General features: G+C 72.3%; 17 protein-coding genes. 9 read left to right on the top strand and 8 right to left on the bottom strand.

The genetic code is table 11. The features are described 5' to 3' along the window. Positions 1 to 56: 56 nt before the first annotated feature. Together IEY71_RS13270 and IEY71_RS13275 are read right to left on the bottom strand one after the other, a co-directional pair. On the bottom strand, positions 57 to 569 hold the full coding sequence (locus IEY71_RS13270) for a hypothetical protein (protein WP_189085787.1): 513 nt from the start codon (positions 567 to 569) through the stop codon (positions 57 to 59). Positions 570 to 635: 66 nt separating this feature from the next. Continuing rightward, complete coding sequence (locus tag IEY71_RS13275) at positions 636 to 1,649, bottom strand: LacI family DNA-binding transcriptional regulator (protein ID WP_189085788.1); 1,014 nt, start codon at positions 1,647 to 1,649, stop codon at positions 636 to 638. 237 nt (positions 1,650 to 1,886) lie between these two features. Between IEY71_RS13275 and IEY71_RS13280 the strand changes: the two genes are divergently transcribed. Genes IEY71_RS13280 through IEY71_RS13295 form a run of 4 tightly spaced genes read left to right on the top strand, consistent with a single transcriptional unit; the run spans position 1,887 to position 5,952 of the window. Next, complete coding sequence (locus IEY71_RS13280) at positions 1,887 to 3,179, top strand: sugar ABC transporter substrate-binding protein (RefSeq protein WP_189085789.1); 1,293 nt, start codon at positions 1,887 to 1,889, stop codon at positions 3,177 to 3,179. Beyond that, positions 3,176 to 4,120 carry a carbohydrate ABC transporter permease gene (locus IEY71_RS13285; RefSeq protein WP_189085790.1) on the top strand — a complete coding sequence of 315 codons (945 nt, stop codon included), beginning with the start codon at positions 3,176 to 3,178 and terminating at the stop codon, positions 4,118 to 4,120. Before IEY71_RS13280 ends, IEY71_RS13285 begins: the two co-directional genes overlap by 4 nt. Before the next feature lies 1 nt (position 4,121). Further along, positions 4,122 to 5,003, top strand: coding sequence for a carbohydrate ABC transporter permease (locus IEY71_RS13290; protein WP_189085791.1), 882 nt, complete (start codon positions 4,122 to 4,124; stop codon positions 5,001 to 5,003). Positions 5,004 to 5,061: 58 nt separating this feature from the next. Further along, positions 5,062 to 5,952 carry a nucleoside hydrolase gene (locus tag IEY71_RS13295; protein ID WP_189085792.1) on the top strand — a complete coding sequence of 297 codons (891 nt, stop codon included), beginning with the start codon at positions 5,062 to 5,064 and terminating at the stop codon, positions 5,950 to 5,952. A 139-nt stretch (positions 5,953 to 6,091) separates the two neighbouring features. On the opposite strand, the gene IEY71_RS13300 is transcribed toward IEY71_RS13295, so the two are convergent. The 4 genes from IEY71_RS13300 to IEY71_RS13315 all read right to left on the bottom strand — a co-directional run bounded on the left by IEY71_RS13300 (position 6,092) and on the right by IEY71_RS13315 (position 9,199). Then, a complete protein-coding gene (locus IEY71_RS13300) occupies positions 6,092 to 6,331 on the bottom strand; it encodes a hypothetical protein (protein WP_189085793.1) in 240 nt (79 codons plus the stop codon). A 114-nt stretch (positions 6,332 to 6,445) separates the two neighbouring features. After that, the gene (locus IEY71_RS13305; RefSeq protein WP_189085794.1) at positions 6,446 to 7,525 is read right to left on the bottom strand and encodes a hypothetical protein; all 1,080 of its coding nucleotides are present in this window, start codon (positions 7,523 to 7,525) and stop codon (positions 6,446 to 6,448) included. 112 nt (positions 7,526 to 7,637) lie between these two features. Continuing rightward, the gene (locus IEY71_RS13310; RefSeq protein WP_189085795.1) at positions 7,638 to 8,816 is read right to left on the bottom strand and encodes a DUF4303 domain-containing protein; all 1,179 of its coding nucleotides are present in this window, start codon (positions 8,814 to 8,816) and stop codon (positions 7,638 to 7,640) included. Further along, positions 8,813 to 9,199: a VOC family protein gene (locus IEY71_RS13315; RefSeq protein WP_189085796.1), complete on the bottom strand. Its 387-nt coding sequence runs from the start codon at positions 9,197 to 9,199 to the stop codon at positions 8,813 to 8,815. The genes IEY71_RS13310 and IEY71_RS13315 overlap by 4 nt, the downstream gene beginning before the upstream one ends. Before the next feature lie 148 nt (positions 9,200 to 9,347). On the opposite strand from IEY71_RS13315, the gene IEY71_RS13320 reads away from it, so the two are divergent. The 3 genes from IEY71_RS13320 to IEY71_RS13330 all read left to right on the top strand — a co-directional run bounded on the left by IEY71_RS13320 (position 9,348) and on the right by IEY71_RS13330 (position 11,492). Continuing rightward, positions 9,348 to 9,833: a hypothetical protein gene (locus IEY71_RS13320; protein ID WP_189085797.1), complete on the top strand. Its 486-nt coding sequence runs from the start codon at positions 9,348 to 9,350 to the stop codon at positions 9,831 to 9,833. A gap of 97 nt (positions 9,834 to 9,930) precedes the next feature. Beyond that, on the top strand, positions 9,931 to 10,656 hold the full coding sequence (locus IEY71_RS13325; RefSeq protein WP_189085798.1) for a hypothetical protein: 726 nt from the start codon (positions 9,931 to 9,933) through the stop codon (positions 10,654 to 10,656). Next, complete coding sequence (locus IEY71_RS13330) at positions 10,653 to 11,492, top strand: hypothetical protein (RefSeq protein ID WP_189085799.1); 840 nt, start codon at positions 10,653 to 10,655, stop codon at positions 11,490 to 11,492. Before IEY71_RS13325 ends, IEY71_RS13330 begins: the two co-directional genes overlap by 4 nt. Here IEY71_RS13330 and IEY71_RS13335 read toward each other — a convergent pair. Beyond that, on the bottom strand, positions 11,479 to 11,826 hold the full coding sequence (locus IEY71_RS13335; RefSeq protein ID WP_189085800.1) for a hypothetical protein: 348 nt from the start codon (positions 11,824 to 11,826) through the stop codon (positions 11,479 to 11,481). The genes IEY71_RS13330 and IEY71_RS13335 overlap by 14 nt on opposite strands. 286 nt (positions 11,827 to 12,112) lie before the next feature. On the opposite strand from IEY71_RS13335, the gene IEY71_RS13340 reads away from it, so the two are divergent. Next, on the top strand, positions 12,113 to 13,285 hold the full coding sequence (locus tag IEY71_RS13340; RefSeq protein ID WP_189085801.1) for a Cmx/CmrA family chloramphenicol efflux MFS transporter: 1,173 nt from the start codon (positions 12,113 to 12,115) through the stop codon (positions 13,283 to 13,285). 56 nt (positions 13,286 to 13,341) lie between these two features. Here IEY71_RS13340 and IEY71_RS13345 read toward each other — a convergent pair whose 3' ends face one another. After that, positions 13,342 to 13,617 (bottom strand): hypothetical protein, encoded by a 276-nt coding sequence (locus IEY71_RS13345; protein WP_189085802.1) that lies wholly within the window; start codon positions 13,615 to 13,617, stop codon positions 13,342 to 13,344. Between the two features lie 109 nt (positions 13,618 to 13,726). On the opposite strand from IEY71_RS13345, the gene IEY71_RS13350 reads away from it, so the two are divergent. Beyond that, positions 13,727 to 14,134, top strand: a complete 408-nt coding sequence (locus IEY71_RS13350) for a VOC family protein (RefSeq protein ID WP_189085803.1) — start codon at positions 13,727 to 13,729, stop codon at positions 14,132 to 14,134. The last annotated feature ends 251 nt before the right edge of the window (positions 14,135 to 14,385 follow it).

The raw sequence follows: 14,385 nt of genomic DNA on the forward strand, positions 1-14,385 counted from the left end.
TGTGGCGTGGTCGAATCGGGCACAGGCTACGCCGTCCCGGCGCCGGCCGGTAGCGCTCAGCCGCCCGACTGCATCGGCGAGACGTCGATGTCGACGTTGCCGAAGGTGAAGGGGATCCAGAACTGCTCGCCGCCGTCCCAGGCGTCGAGCGGGATCGACATGAACGACACGAGCGTGAGCGCCAGCCAGGCGGCGGTGACGGCGACGATGAGGATGACGGCGCGGTCGAGGGTGCGGAGGGCGGATGCCTCGTCGGCCGAGCGCCGGAGCACGAGCGTGATGGCGATGAGCGCGATCGCCGCGATGGCGATGTAGACGACGGGGCTCGGCCGCAGCACGAGGTCGACGCAGAGCGGCACGGCGGTCGTCGCCCGGCCGTCGGCGTCGAGGTAGCCGCCGTCGCCCGTGGCGCCGCCGCGGCAGAGCCCCTTCGAGGCGGCGCTCAGGCCGGTGTAGACGAGCGCGGTGCCGAGCCCCCAGAGCAGCAGGCGGCGGATGCGCCGGATGATCGTCGCGCCGGGCAGGGTGGACAGTCGTGCGTCGGGGGAGTGGTGCAGCGTGTCTCGCATGGCGGCCTCCCGGCTCGTCGGTGAGGACATGCTGGCACGGCCCGGGGCTCCGGGGCTAGGGGCGGTTCACCCCTCCGCGCAGCCGCACGAGGCGCGCACGATGAGCTCGTGGCCGGCGAGCTCGCGCACGCGGGTGAAGTCCGCGCCGTCGGCGGGCTCGGCGGCGGCCTCGGCGACGAGCTCGATCGCGCGCGCGGCGATCGCCCGGATCGGCTGGCGCACGGTCGTGAGCGGCGGCACCGCGTACTCGGAGTGCTCCGTGCCGTCGAAGCCGATGACCGCGAGGTCCTGCGGCACGCGCAGGCCGAGCAGGTAGGCGGCGTGCAGCACGCCGTACGCCTGCTCGTCGGTGGCGCAGGTGATGGCTCGCGGGCGGTCGGGCTCGGCGAGCCAGCGCAGCGAGACGGCCGAGGCATCCGCACGGGAGGTGCCGCTGTTGCGCTCGTCGTGGCGCAGCTCGCGGCCGGCCTCGGCCATGGCGGCGAGGAAGCCGCGGCGGTGCTGGCCGGCGCCGACGGAGTGCGCCGGGCCGTTCAGGAGGCCGATCGAGTCGAAGTCGTGGGCGACGAGGTGGGCGGCGGCGGCGCGCGCGGCGAGCTCGTAGTCGATCGTGAGCGAGGCCGCGGGCGCATCGTCGGCGATGGGGTGCAGCGCGATCACCGGGATGGAGGCCTGCTCGAAGGCGGCGAAGTCGGGCTCGTCGAGCAGGGAGACCATGACGACCGAGTCGACCCGGCGTTCGACGAAGGCGGCGATGTGCCGGCGCTCCCGCTCCGGGTCGAGGCTCGAGTCGCCGATGAGCAGCAGCTCGCCCCGCTCCATGGCGGCGTCCTCGAGGGCTCGGGCCAGCTCGCCGAAGTAGGGGTTCGCGATGTCGGGCACGATGAGCCCGATCGTCGAGGTGCGGCCGAAGCTGAGCGCGCGGGCGAGCGCGTTGGGCCGGTAGTTGAGCTCGGCGGCCGCGGCGAGCACGCGTTCGCGGGTCGCGGGGGAGACGTTGCGCGGGCCGTTGTTGAAGACGTAGCTCACGACGGCCGTCGAGGTGCCGGCGAGCTGGGCGACATCGCGTCCGGTGGCCATCGCGGCTCCCTCCTGCTAAGCGGTTAGACCTGCATGGATGCTAGCAGTGCGCCGCACCGCAGGGGCGCAGCCGGATGCCTCGGCGACGGCGTCTTGCGTCGCTGGAGGCGGTAGCCTAGAGTGCCATCTAACCGCTTCGTCTATCCGCTTAGATCCTGCGCACAGCAGGCGGGATCCCGGCCCACTTGCCGGCGCGGCGGACGAGCGCGACGATTCCCCCGACGGAAGGTGCACCCAATGAAGCGTTCACGAGCGTTGCTGCTCGCCGGAGTCGCGGCGAGCGCCGTGCTCCTCGCCGGCTGCTCGGCCCCCGCCCACTCCGGCTCGGCCGGCGACGGATCCGGCACGGTCCGGTTCCTCGGCCCGGAGGACCCGGCGACCTTCGCCCCGGTCATCGCGGCGTTCGAGGCCGAGCACCCGGACATCACGATCGACTACACCCAGGTGCCGTTCGACCAGTACTCGAGCACGCTGCAGCAGCGGCTCGGCGCGAAGGACGACACGATCGACGTCTACGCCGTCGACCAGCCGAACCTCTCCCAGCTCGCCGCGCAGGGCTTCCTCGAAGACCTCAGCGACCTCTCCGACGAGGCGAAGGCCGCCACGAGCTCCGCGCAGTTCGAGATCAACCAGTACGACGGCAAGATGTGGGCCCTCTCGGTCTGGAACTCGACGCAGATGCTGTTCTTCAACCGCGACGCCCTCGCCGCGGCCGGCGTCGAGGCGCCCACCGCCGACCCCGCGGCCCGCTGGACGTGGGAGCAGACCGCCGACGCCGGCCGCGCCGCCCAGGCCGCAGGCACCCAGTACGGCCTGCTGCTCGAGCAGGTCGAGGCGTACTACCAGCTGCAGCCCCTCGCCGAGTCCCTCGGCGGCGGCTCGGGCATCACCGGTGACGACATGCTCACCGTCGACGTCACGAACGACGGGTGGCAGCAGGCCATGGCCTGGTACGGCGACACCTTCGAGAGCGGCCTCTCGCCGCGCGGCGTCGGCGGCTTCCAGACCGCGCCCGTCTTCATCGACGGCAACGTCGCCTTCTTCGTCGGCGGCCCCTGGGACGTCGGCCGCTTCGCCTCCGACGCGAAGTTCGACTGGGGCGTCGCCCCGATGCCGTACTTCGAGGGCGGCGAGGTCGCGACGCCGACCGGCTCCTGGTCGTGGGGCGTGAACACCGCGTCGAAGAACAAGGACGCCGCACGCGAGTTCATCGAGTTCGCCGCGCTCGACCCCGCCGGGGCCCTCGCCACGACCGAGGCGACGACGATCATCCCGTCCAACACCGAGGCCGCCGCGAAGTACCTGCCCGGGCTCGAAGAGCTCGGCGGCGAGCACGCCGCGGGCGTCGCCGACCTCATCACCTACGAGATCGAGGAGACCGCCGTTCCCCGGCCCGTCTCCGTCGGCTACGTGCAGTTCGAGTCGGCGATGAACACCGCCTTCGCGGACATCCGCAACGGCTCCGACCCGGCCGCCCGCCTCGAGCAGGCGACCACCCAGATCCAGGACGCCTGGAAGAAGTTGCGATGACCACTCCCACCACCCGGGCGGGCGCGGACCCCCGCGCCCGCCGGGCGGTGCGGCCGGCGCCGCCGGCCCGCCCCACTCGGCGCGGGCGGCGGCATCCCGCCCTCATCGCCCTCGCCTTCCTCGCGCCGGCGCTCATCGCGCTGCTCGTGCTCCGGCTCGCGCCGGCCGCCGTGGCGCTCTGGGACAGCCTGTTCCGCACGAGCCTGCTCGGCGGCACCCAGTTCGTCGCCCTCGGCAACTACTTCGAGCTCTTCGGCAACCCCGACTTCCAGAACGCGCTGCTCGTCACGCTCGTGTTCACCATCCTGATCAACCCGCTGCAGGTCGCGACGGCGTTCCTGCTCGCGGTGCTCTACACCCGCAAGGCGGCCGGCTCGAAGATCTGGCGCTCCCTCGTCATCCTGCCGATCGCCGTGCCGCCCGCCGTCTCCGCGGTGATCTGGAGCGTGATCTACCGGCCCGACGGCCTCGCGAACGCGTTCCTCGACCTGCTCGGCCTGCCCGCGCAGCCGTTCCTCACCTCGCCGCAGCAGGCGCTCGCCTCGATCATGGTGCTGCTGTCGTGGATCGGCGTGGGCTACTGGATGATGTTCCTCATCGCGGGCATCAACGACATCCCGCGCTCCTACTACGAGGCCGCCTCGCTCGACGGCGCCTCCGCGTGGCGGCAGCTGTGGACCATCACCTTCCCGCTCGTGCGCCGGCCGCTCGCCTTCGTGCTCGTCGCCGACACCGTGTCGAACCTGCTCGTCTTCGCGCCGGTGCAGATCCTCACGAAGGGCGGCCCGGAGGGCTCCACCAACCTCCTCATGTACGACATCTTCACCAGGGCGTACACGCTCGGCGACCTGAACACCGCGCAGGCCGAGGTCGTCATCCTCGTGCTCATCACGCTCGTGATCGTCGCCCTGCAGTTCCGCCTGCTCCGGTCGGAGGACTGACATGACCGCATCCCTCGCCACCTCCCAGGCGCCGGCCGGCCGCCGCCGGTCGACCCGGCGCCGCCTCGGCCCCGTCGGTACCTCCGTGCTCGGCGCCGTCATCGGGCTCGCGTTCCTCATCCCGCTGTGGTGGACGGTCGTGAACTCGCTGCGCCCCGGCGACGAGACCTTCCGCTACCTGAACCCGCTCGAGTGGCGCACCTTCTTCACGCTCACCCCGACGCTCGACAACTACTTCGCGCTGCTCGACACCGACCTCGGCCGGGCCATCCTGAACTCGCTGTTCATCAGCCTCGTGACGGTCGTCGTCGGCCTCGTGATCTGCGCGACCGCCGCGTACGGGCTCTCGGCGTTCAAGTTCCGCGGGCAGGGGCTCGTGTTCTCGGTGATCATCCTGTCGTTCCTGATCCCGTTCGACGCGATCGCGATCCCGCTCGCCGACATGTTCCGCGACTGGAACCTGCAGAACACCTTCTTCGGGCTGATCCTGCCGGGGCTCGGCAACGGCATGGCGATCTTCCTGCTGCGCACCTTCTTCCTCGCGATCCCCGAGGAGCTCGTCGAGGCCGCCCGCCTCGACGGCCTCGGCCCGTGGGGCGTGTTCCGGCGCATCTACCTGCCGCTGTCGGTGCCGGCGCTCATCGGCGCCGGGCTCATGCTGTTCCTGTTCCAGTGGCAGGCGTACGTGTGGCCGCTGCTCATGGGCACCGACCGCGACCACGTCGTCGGACCCGTCGCGCTGTCGAACCTGCAGGGCCAGTTCGCCGTCGACTACGGGGTGCTGTTCGCGGCCTCCGTGATCCTCATCCTCATCCCGCTGGCGATCATCATCGGCTTCCAGCGCTACTTCATCCAGTCCGTGTCCACGACCGGGCTCAAGTAGCCGACCCGTTCTCCGCACGTCCCGCACCACTCGCACCACCCCGAAAGGAGCACCGCCGATGCGCGCTGCCCACCGAGTCATCCTCGACACCGACCTCGGCTCCGACGTCGACGACGCCATGGCGCTCAGCCAGCTGCTCGGCCTGCCCGCCGTCGAGCTGGTCGGCGTCACCACCGTCTACGGCGACACGCTGCTGCGCGCCCGGATGAGCCGCCGCATCGTCGAGCTCGCCGGCCGCGACGTGCCCGTCTACGCGGGCCGCGCCGAGACCCGTTCGGGCCGGGAGATCTGGTGGGCCGGCCACGAGGGCGCGCTGCTCGACGACCTCGAGCGCGAGCGCGTCGAGGCCGGCGACGCCGTCGACTTCCTCGTCGAGCAGGTCGTCGGCAACCCGGGCGAGATCGACGTCGTCGCGATCGGGCCGCTCACGAACATCGCCGCCGCGATCGAGGCCGACGAGCGCTTCGCCGGCGCCGTGCGCCACCTCTGGATCATGGGCGGCTCCTTCACCGACGACGAGCCCGAGCACAACCTGCGCAGCGACTCGGCGGCCGCCGAGCTCGTCTTCGGCGCCGGCATCCCGACCACCGTCACGGGACTCGAGGTGACCCGCCGCGTCGAGATCCGCCGCGACCAGCTCGACCGCATCGGGGCGGCGGGTGCGCTCGGCGCGCTCGTCCTCGCCGAGGTCGAGCAGTGGTGGCGCTACTGGAACGTCGAGTGGAACGTGCCGCACGACCCGGTGACCGTGCTCACGCTGACCGAGCCGGGCCTGTTCGAGGTCTCCGAGCCGGGCACGGTGACGATCGAGCGCGACGGCGAGGGCGAGGGACGCAGTGTCTTCGCCCCGGGGGGCGGCGCGACGCGGGTGGTGCGCGAGCTGGATGCCGAGGCCGTCGCCGAGCACATCGTCACCGCGATCGTGGCCGCCGGGAGCGCCGCGGCCTGAGCACGGTGCCCGTGTCCGATCCCGGCGGGAGGAGACCGTCACCCCGGGAGGTCGTTCCGCGGCCCGGAATCCTCCCTGAGTGACGATCTCCTCCGCCGGGGCCGAGGCGTCGGCGCCGCCTCAGTTGATCCAGTAGTCCTCAGTTGATCCAGTAGTAGGAGAACGCCCACTTCTGGTCGTACGAGCGCTTGTGGCACGCCGTCACGATGCGCGCGCCGAGCCCCCGGTACTGGTTCGAAATGCGCTGGCAGTCGGTCTGGCTGTATCCCGTGATGTAGTACCAGGTCTGCGGTGCGGCGTTCGCGACGGCCGAGCCGCCGAACACCATCGCGAGGCTGACTCCGAGAGCCGCCAGGGTCTTCACTCCACGTGCACGCATCTGCGTTCCTTCCCCCGAACGGTGCACCGGGGCGGTCGCCCGCGGTGGCGTGCGCCCAGGCTAGCGACGAGGCGGGCGCCGAGGGAATGGGCAGGGCTGCCCATGCCGGAGGGCTCAGCCGAAGCGCAGTTCGTCGCGGGCGCGACGACGCGCCGACCAGGCTCGCGCCGCGCTCAGCACGAGGGTGAGCACGGTGGCGACGGCGGCGAGGCCGTTGAGCCAGCCGGGGACGGCGTCGAGGGGCATGGTGAGCTGCTCACCTCGCTCGGCGGCGATGAAGAGACCGGACGCGCCCGCCGCCGCGAGCCCGATCGCGGCGATGATGATCGCCGCCCTCAGGAACGGATCGATTCGGCGCTCGATCGCGCCGCCGGTGCCGGGCGGGCTCGGCCTGCGAAGCCGCAGCCGGGGTGCGGTTCTGCCTGTGAGGGCGAGCCGCGACGCCGCCTCCACATACCAGGCGAGGAGCGCGGCGCCGCCCGTACGCCGCGCCCGCTGCTCGGCGACGGCCCGGCCGAGCTGGCGCGAGCCGCGGCGCCAGCGCTCCGCGACGAGGACATCGGAGATGGTGTCCCGTGGCAGTTCACGCCGCTCGACGAGCTGTTCGAGGGCCTGCGTCGGGGCCGCATCGGCCCAAGCGGAGGCCGGACTCGCGCCCGCCTTTCGCGCTCGCTCCAGCGTCTGCGCCGAGAGAATGCAGAAGCGCCACTCGAACGGCGCGCGAGCGCGCCATGCACGTTCGCGGAGGGCGAGCGTGACGATCATCGGCACCAGGGCGAGCACGAGGACGCCGAACGAGAGCACCAGCCAACCCGTCGAGCGCGTCCCCAGGAACGTCAGCAGGGTCCAGATCGCCTGCGCCCCGCCGAGTCCAAAGACAAGCCAAGCGAGCAGAGTCGGTGCGCTCCAGATGCCGAGCCAAGCGTCGTGCGCGGTGCGAGCGGCCCGGCCGCTCGCCGCCTCGAGCCGCGCATGGCTCGGTCCGACGGGTGCCGGCCTCGGAGCCAGCGGAGCCGTGCAGACTCGCCACCACCGCGGCAGGCGCGCCGCCCGCTGCTCCCAACGCCCGAGTCGGAACCCTGCGCCCCACGGCGCCATGCCGACCATCACCGTCCACCCCCAGACCAGGGCGAGCAGGAAGATGAGCGTCAGGGAGGCGAGCCAGTACTGGCTCCAGAGCAGGGCGGGCAGCATCCGTCCACTCTCGGGCACACGCCCGACACGCGCCGCGGGCCATCCACAGCTCAGCCGAGCTCGGCCGCGACCCGGAGCAGCGCGGCGCCGAGCGCAGCATCGGGCGCCGAGCTCATGCAGACCGCCCCGCGTCGTCCAGCACCGCGCGTGCGTGCCGTCGCACCACCTCGAAGGGGGAGCCGAGCGCCGCGCGGGCGGTCGCCGCCTCGGCAGGCTCGATGGTGCAGTAGCCACTGCCGGGGCGGAGCTCGTCGAGCATCGCCTCGGCCAGCTCCGGGTGCTCGGTGAGGGCGGCTTCGAGCGGGGCGTAGTCGAGCGGCAGGTGCCGAACCGCGCGGTCGCGGAACGAGGTGTACGGGGCGGCGAGCCCGCGCAGCAGCACGGGGCGAGGCATCCGCTCGGCCTCGGCGAGCACGAGGTCGAGGCGACCGAGTCGCGCGAGCGCTGCGGCGGCCCAGGCGCGGTCGGGCTCCGGCAGCTTCTTCGCGCGCAGCACCGTCGCAAGGGCGTCGATTACGTCGTCACGGGGGATGCCGAGGTCGGCGAGCAGCTTCGCCCACTGCCACCGGCGCTGCGAGCGAGGCATCCGCTCGAGCGCGACGTCGACGGATGCCTCGCCGAGCTCGCGCAGCAAGCGCTCCGCCTGCTCGGTGGAGACGACGCCCGGCGTGTACGCGTCGAGCAGCTCGCCGAGGGCAGCGGCCCGCGCGGGCGCGGGAAGCGCCTCGAGGCGGGCCAGCTCCTGCGCCTCTTCGCCGAGCTCGGGGAAGTGCCGCTCGAGCTCGGCCTTCGTGAGGCTCAGGGGGACGAGCTCCCACGCCTCGTCCATGGCGAGGGCGAGGAACCCCGGGGCGACGGCGCCCTCGGTGCGCAGCCGCTTCTTCGCCGTCTTCGCGGCGGTGGCGAAGCTGCGGAGGAACCGCGCGAAGATCGCCTCCCAGTGGGCGTCGTCGCCCCGGGCGGCCGCCTCGACGCGGGCCGCCCAGGCGTCGTCGGCCTCGCTCGGATCGAGCTGGAAGGCCCAGTCGGCAGGACTCCACCGCAGCTCCTCGGTGCTGAAGCTCGAATCCTCGGCGGCCGCCGCGAGCGACTCCTCGCTGCCGACGGCGAGCCCCGGCCACGCGATCACTCCGCCGGTCTCGCCGGAGAAGACATGGGACGCGACGCCGAACACGCGTTCACCGGGGTGCTGCGCGAAGAAGGCGTGGACCGCCTCGGCGTAGCGCTCCGCGATGTGCGCCTCGAGGGCGCGCCAGTCGGCGGCGCTCATGGCGGTGCGCTCGCGGGTCATCGGTCGCTCACGGCGAGGCGGTTGCCCTCGCTGTCGGTGAACTCGGCGACGGTCTGCCCGTCGGGCAGCGTGGTCGCGGGGTAGAGCTCGACGGCGGCTCGCGCGAGGGCGGCGGCGAGCGTCGCCGGCACGTCGTCGACCGTGACGTACACGCGGGTGCCTGCGAGGGCGGGCTCGTAGCTCTCACCGGTCATGAGCGCGATGAGCGCACCCTCGGGCAGGGCGGCAGCGTCGTCCGTCGGCTCGTCCAACACCGCGGCCGGGTGCCCGTCGATGACCGTGCGCCGCGCGCTCGCGCCGAACACCTCGGCGTAGAACGCGACCGCCCGGTCGAGGTCGATCGCCGGAATCTCGACGTACGTCGCGCGGACAGCTGGGCTCATATGCCGATCCTCGCATGCGCCTCCGACGAGTGGAAGGCGATCGGGGTTGGGGGCGCCCCGTTCCGGTTCGGCGACGATCGCGCATCGCTTCCGCAACGGATGCCTCGGCTGCACGTCGCGCGGGATCATTCCCTGGCAGGCTCGGGGCATGCGCAGCAGACCGACCACCACGACGGCCGTCGCCGCGCTCGCCGGCGGCCTCGCGCTCGCACTGAGCGGCTGCGCCGGCCCCGGTGTCGTCGCCTGCTCGGCCGTCGGCTACCTCTACGACGGCCCGGCGGTCGTCGCCTTCGACCCGGAGCTGCCCGACGACGTCCTCGTCTCGGCCTGCTTCGGCGCCGGGTGCGCACCCGCGCCCGTCGATCGGGGAGCCGAGCCCACGGTCGGCGAGACCATGCCCGGCGGGGTCTGGCGGGTGCCGCAGGCGGCGCCGTACCTCGGCGCGGGCGTGTACGGCGACGGGAGTGAGCGCAGCTTGCGCGTGGTCGTCGAGGCCATCGACGGGACCGGCCTGGTCGACGGCGAGTACAAGATCCCGGTCGCGGTCGAGCGCACCGGCATGTTCGGCGAGTGCCCGGGCCCGTTCCGCTTCGAGACGCTCGTCGTCGGGGCATCCGAGCGATCCACGGAGTGAGCCGTCGGCGGCCGGGGAATCGGCATGTCCGGGCAGCGCATCGCGTTCGGGACACCGGCTGTGCCAGGCTGTGGGTGTTCCGCTGTGATGGGCACTGATGCGCAAGGAAAACGTGAAGATGGAACTGAGCGGTGTCCTCCTTCGACGACGAAGCCGGCCGGGCCTCCCGCGACGGCGGCGTATCGCCACCGTTCATGCGGCATTCCTCGCTCTGGTCGTCGGAGCTGTCGCGCTTCTCGAGGGCCGCGACGGCGGCCTCTCCGCCGCGCTCGGGGCAGCGACCGCGGTCACCGTGATGGCGCTGGTCTCGTTCGCCTTGTGGCCGCTGTACTTCGCGTTGGGGCGGGCGAATCTCCGCTCGGCGATGCAGCCAGCCGATGACCATCGCGCCATCGCCGTCCGCACGACCGCCGACTTCTCGACCTTCCCGCCGGCGGAGCTGAGCATCGTCCTCAGCTGGCTGCGGCCCTGGATCAGCTACCAGGCGATGACCTTGGACGAGCACACGCTGACCTTGCGCAACGCCGGGCGACGGCGTTGGTTGGCCGGTGCGCGGTTGCGCCTCGACCGAGTCGATTCGATCGAAGTTGGCACCGCGAACTTCGGCACGCTCGTGGAACGCGCGATTCTCGTGAGCGGCTCCGCGAACGGCACGAGGTACGAGCTCGGCATCGTTCCGGTGGATGGGACATCGCGCACCATCGCCCCGGTCGATGATCCTGCCTACCGGGATCTCCTCGGGGAACTGATCGCGCTCGCGAGCACTGCGGAGTCCGCGGCGGGACGGGTGCGTTCCGAGCACCCCCAGGAAGGTCGTCGGTGAGCGTCCCGATTCCACCATCCGCGCGCCCGGCCACCGTGGTCTGGGCGACGCTTCTGCTGTACGTGTGCGCCGGCCTGAGTCTCATCAACGCCGTCCCGTTGTTCCTGCCGGCCGCCGCTGCAGGGCTTCCCGCGGAGGTCGTTGCCCCCACTGTCGCGCTGCTCGCCCTCGTCTCGGCCGGGATCGTCGCGGTGCCGCTCCTCGCCGCGCTGGCGGCGCGGCGGCGGAGGCGGTGGCCGCGGCTCGTCGTCTCCGTCTACGCGGTCCTGATGACCGTGTCGGCGTTGAGCGGGCCGACCTCGAACCTGCTGCTCGTCGGCGTCGCGGTCGCGGCGCTCGCCCCGGCGATCCTGCTGTGGGTGCCGGCGTCGCGGGGCTTCGCGGTGCCCGCCGCGAGCGAACGCGCCGAGCGCGGGAAGATCCCACGGGGGACCTGGCGGCCGGTGCCGGCTGCGGCGATCCCCGCCGCGGTCGCCTGGGCGAGCGGGCTGGTGACGCTGACCGGGGGACTCTGGACCATCCCGATCATCTTCATGCTGCTGTTCTCAGCTTCTCAACCCGGGCTGTCGGTGAGCGAATGGCACCTTGTGCTGCTCACGGGAGCGTTCGCCGCCGCGCACTTCGCGGTCGCCTTCGCCTGCTGGCATGGACGGGCGTGGGCGTGGGCCGGCCTGCCCGTGCTGCTCGTCGTCGCGGCCGTGGTCTCGATCCGGGTGAACCCGGTCGCGCTCTTCGACGTCGCGCTGCTCGTCATCGCCGGCATGCTGCTGCTGACGCGAGACGCACGCGCGTACGTCGGGGCGTCCACGACACGTCGAGCGCCTACGAGGTCGTGATGAGGAACAGCACGACCACGAAGGGCACCAGCAGCACCACCGCGATGGGGAGCGCGAGCGCCGCCAGCAGCTGAATGGCGGTGGGCTGAACCCGGCGGCGCAGGTTCACGATGCCGAAGATGGTCGCGGCGAGCAGGAACGCGAGCGAGAACGCGTGCAGCGCGATGGCGACGAAGGTGAGCGCGACCGCAGGCGGGGACCCCTGCTCGAGGAGCGCGACCCCGAACCACGCGCCGAGGGCCACGAGCTCCGCCACGAGCCCGACGATGAGGTACCGGAACGCGAGGCGCGGGTTCGGCGTCGCCGCTCGGTCGTCAGTCGGTGAATCGCTCATCGTGGCCCCCGGGTTCCTGCGTCGCGCCTGGTTCGCGACGCACGTGTCCCGGCACCCTATCAACCGTCGCACGCCGGCTCGTCGAGGCATCCGCTAGCCTGGCCGGGTGAGTTCTCCCGAAGCGTCCAGAGTCGAGCTGCCGGCCCGCCGGTAGCTCCGACCTCGATCGCGCCCTCTGAGCGGCGCGCGCTTCGCTGCATCGACCCCTCGATGCAAGACGCCCTGGTCCGGGGCTCCGGTGTGCCGGTCCGTATCGACCGACCGTTACCCTCATCGGAGTTCACTCATGCCAATCCTCATCGTGCTGCTCGCCGTCGCGGTCTTCGCGCAGGGCACCTCGGAGTTCATGCTCGCCGGCCTCCTGCCGGCGATCGCCACCGAGCTCGACGTCACCGTGCCGGAAGCGGCGCTGCTCACCACCGCCTTCGCCGTCGGCATGGTCGTCGGCGCCCCGCTCATGGCGGCACTCGCCCGGCGCTGGTCGCCGCGGATCGCGCTGTCGGCGCTGCTCATCGGCTTCATCGCCATGCACGTCGTCGGCGCCCTGACCGGCAGCTTCGGCGTGCTGCTCGCGACCCGCGTCGTCGCGGCGCTCTGCAACGCCGGCTTCCTCGCCGTCACCCTGTCGACCGTGTCGGCGCTCGTGCCGCCGCAGCGGCTCGCCCGCGCGCTCGCCGTGATCCTCGGCGGCACGACGCTCGCCCTCATCGTCGGCGTCCCAGCCGGCGCCGCGGTCGGCGCGCTGCTCGACTGGCGGGCGGCGCTCTGGGGCGTCGCGATCCTGTCGCTCCCGGCGCTCCTCGGCGTCGCGCTCGCCGTGCCGAGGCGGACGGATGCCTCGCCGGCGCCCCGCGAGCAGGCACCCGCCGCGCCGCCGCTCCGGACGGAGCTTGCCGAACTCCGCCGCCCGCCGCTGCTCCGCCCGCTCACGCTCGGGGCGCTCGTGAACGGCGCGACGTTCTGCGCGTTCACCTTCCTCGCGCCGCTCGTGACCGAGCGCGCCGGACTCGACGAGTCGGCGGTACCGCTCGTGCTGGCGCTGTTCGGGCTCGGCGCGTTCCTCGGCGTGTGGTCAGCCGGGCGCTTCGGCGACCGGCATGCGCGAGGCATGCTGCGGTTCGGGGGCGTCGCGCTGCTCGCCGGCTGGTGCGCCTTCGCGCTGCTCGCCGCGAGCCCGGCCGCGCTGCTCGTGCTCACCTTCGTGCAGGGTGCGCTGTCGTTCGCGGTCGGGAGCACGCTCATCGCCGCGTCGATGCGCGTCGCGACGGGGGCGCCGACCATGGCGGGCTCGTACGCGACCGCATCGCTCAACGTCGGTGCGGCCGTCGGACCGGTGCTCGGCGGCGCGGCCTACGCGAGCGCGCTCGGCGCGGTCGGGCCGCTGCTGGTGAGCGCGGGGCTCGTCGCGGTGGCCGGGGTGGTTGCGGTGGCGGCGGGGGTCCGGCGGTCGCAGGGATGAGTCGAGGGGCGCCCCGATCGCGGGGCGGCCCTCGGCTCGTTCGGCTCAGTGCCGGCTCAGATGAACCAGACCTGGAACATCCACTTCCGCTTCGAGTCCTGGTAGTGGCACGGCGTGTACGCGGTGCGCGTGTGGCCGGTCGCCGCGATGCGCTGGAACGCGTACGTCTGCTCCGACTGGCAGCGCTGCTTCGTCGGGTAGTTGCTGTACGTCTGCATCTGTTCGTAGGCGGCATTCGCGGGGGCGGCGGTGGCGAGCGCGAGGCCGCCACCCAGGGCGAGGCTCGCCGCGGTGGCGAGCGCCGCGGTCTTCGTGCGGATGGAGGTGCGCATCGTGTTCCCTTCGGTCGTGCGTGCCGCCAAGCTATCCCCGGGCTCGCGCCGGGGGAATGGGGAGCGCTGCCCATCCGGAGCGTCGCCGGCATCCGTCAGACTGGTGGGCATGCCAGTTTTCGATCACCTCGGGGTCTCCGTCGCCGACCTCCGCCGCGGCATCGACCAGTTCGACGCCGTGCTCACCGCCCTCGGCTTCGAGAAGGGTGGCGAGCACGACGACTCGGCCGCCTGGTGGAAGGAGGGCGAGACGGAGTTCATCGTCTTCGCCGCGCGCGAGCCCGAGTCGGGTCCGCACGAGCACGGCCGGGTCGGCTGGCAGCACCTCGCCTTCGCGGTCGACTCCCGCGACGAGGTCGACCGGCTGCACGCGGTCGCGACGGATGCCGGGTGGAGCGTCGTGCGCGAGCCCAAGCTGTACCCCCGCTTCAACGAGCGCTACTACGCCTCGTTCCTGGAGGACGACAACGGCATCCGTATCGAGTTCATGCATAACCCGCCGCGCGACGCGGAGTGATCACGCGAGGATGTTCGTGACGGCGCCCCACGCCATGAACGGCGTCATGAGCGTCAACACGCACCCCGTGTAGCGGATGCGGCCCGTCGAGAACATCTTGGCGGCCATTCGAGGTCCTAGAAGTGGGCCTCCTCCCACTTGAAAGAACCGGCCGACTCGGCGCGGGACGACGACTGAGGCGATGCCCAACGCGAAGAAGCCGATGAAACCGATGCTCGCGAACACGAGTTCGGCGGTGGTCTGACTCACTG

The sequence above is a fragment of the Agromyces mediolanus genome (assembly GCF_014648575.1).
Taxonomy (GTDB): domain Bacteria; phylum Actinomycetota; class Actinomycetes; order Actinomycetales; family Microbacteriaceae; genus Agromyces; species Agromyces mediolanus.

Bases quoted from the DNA above. Each gene is read 5' to 3' on its own strand.
- IEY71_RS13310 (WP_189085795.1), bottom strand. From the start codon at position 8,816: ATGACCCGCGAGCGCACCGCCATGAGCGCCGCCGACTGGCGCGCCCTC.
- IEY71_RS13325 (WP_189085798.1), top strand. From the start codon at position 9,931: ATGCGCAAGGAAAACGTGAAGATGGAACTGAGCGGTGTCCTCCTTCGA.
- IEY71_RS13300 (WP_189085793.1), bottom strand. From the start codon at position 6,331: ATGCGTGCACGTGGAGTGAAGACCCTGGCGGCTCTCGGAGTCAGCCTC.
- IEY71_RS13350 (WP_189085803.1), top strand. From the start codon at position 13,727: ATGCCAGTTTTCGATCACCTCGGGGTCTCCGTCGCCGACCTCCGCCGC.
- IEY71_RS13320 (WP_189085797.1), top strand. From the start codon at position 9,348: ATGCGCAGCAGACCGACCACCACGACGGCCGTCGCCGCGCTCGCCGGC.
- IEY71_RS13275 (WP_189085788.1), bottom strand. From the start codon at position 1,649: ATGGCCACCGGACGCGATGTCGCCCAGCTCGCCGGCACCTCGACGGCC.
- IEY71_RS13315 (WP_189085796.1), bottom strand. From the start codon at position 9,199: ATGAGCCCAGCTGTCCGCGCGACGTACGTCGAGATTCCGGCGATCGAC.
- IEY71_RS13345 (WP_189085802.1), bottom strand. From the start codon at position 13,617: ATGCGCACCTCCATCCGCACGAAGACCGCGGCGCTCGCCACCGCGGCG.
- IEY71_RS13295 (WP_189085792.1), top strand. From the start codon at position 5,062: ATGCGCGCTGCCCACCGAGTCATCCTCGACACCGACCTCGGCTCCGAC.
- IEY71_RS13335 (WP_189085800.1), bottom strand. From the start codon at position 11,826: ATGAGCGATTCACCGACTGACGACCGAGCGGCGACGCCGAACCCGCGC.
- IEY71_RS13270 (WP_189085787.1), bottom strand. From the start codon at position 569: ATGCGAGACACGCTGCACCACTCCCCCGACGCACGACTGTCCACCCTG.
- IEY71_RS13290 (WP_189085791.1), top strand. From the start codon at position 4,122: ATGACCGCATCCCTCGCCACCTCCCAGGCGCCGGCCGGCCGCCGCCGG.
- IEY71_RS13280 (WP_189085789.1), top strand. From the start codon at position 1,887: ATGAAGCGTTCACGAGCGTTGCTGCTCGCCGGAGTCGCGGCGAGCGCC.
- IEY71_RS13340 (WP_189085801.1), top strand. From the start codon at position 12,113: ATGCCAATCCTCATCGTGCTGCTCGCCGTCGCGGTCTTCGCGCAGGGC.
- IEY71_RS13285 (WP_189085790.1), top strand. From the start codon at position 3,176: ATGACCACTCCCACCACCCGGGCGGGCGCGGACCCCCGCGCCCGCCGG.
- IEY71_RS13305 (WP_189085794.1), bottom strand. From the start codon at position 7,525: ATGCTGCCCGCCCTGCTCTGGAGCCAGTACTGGCTCGCCTCCCTGACG.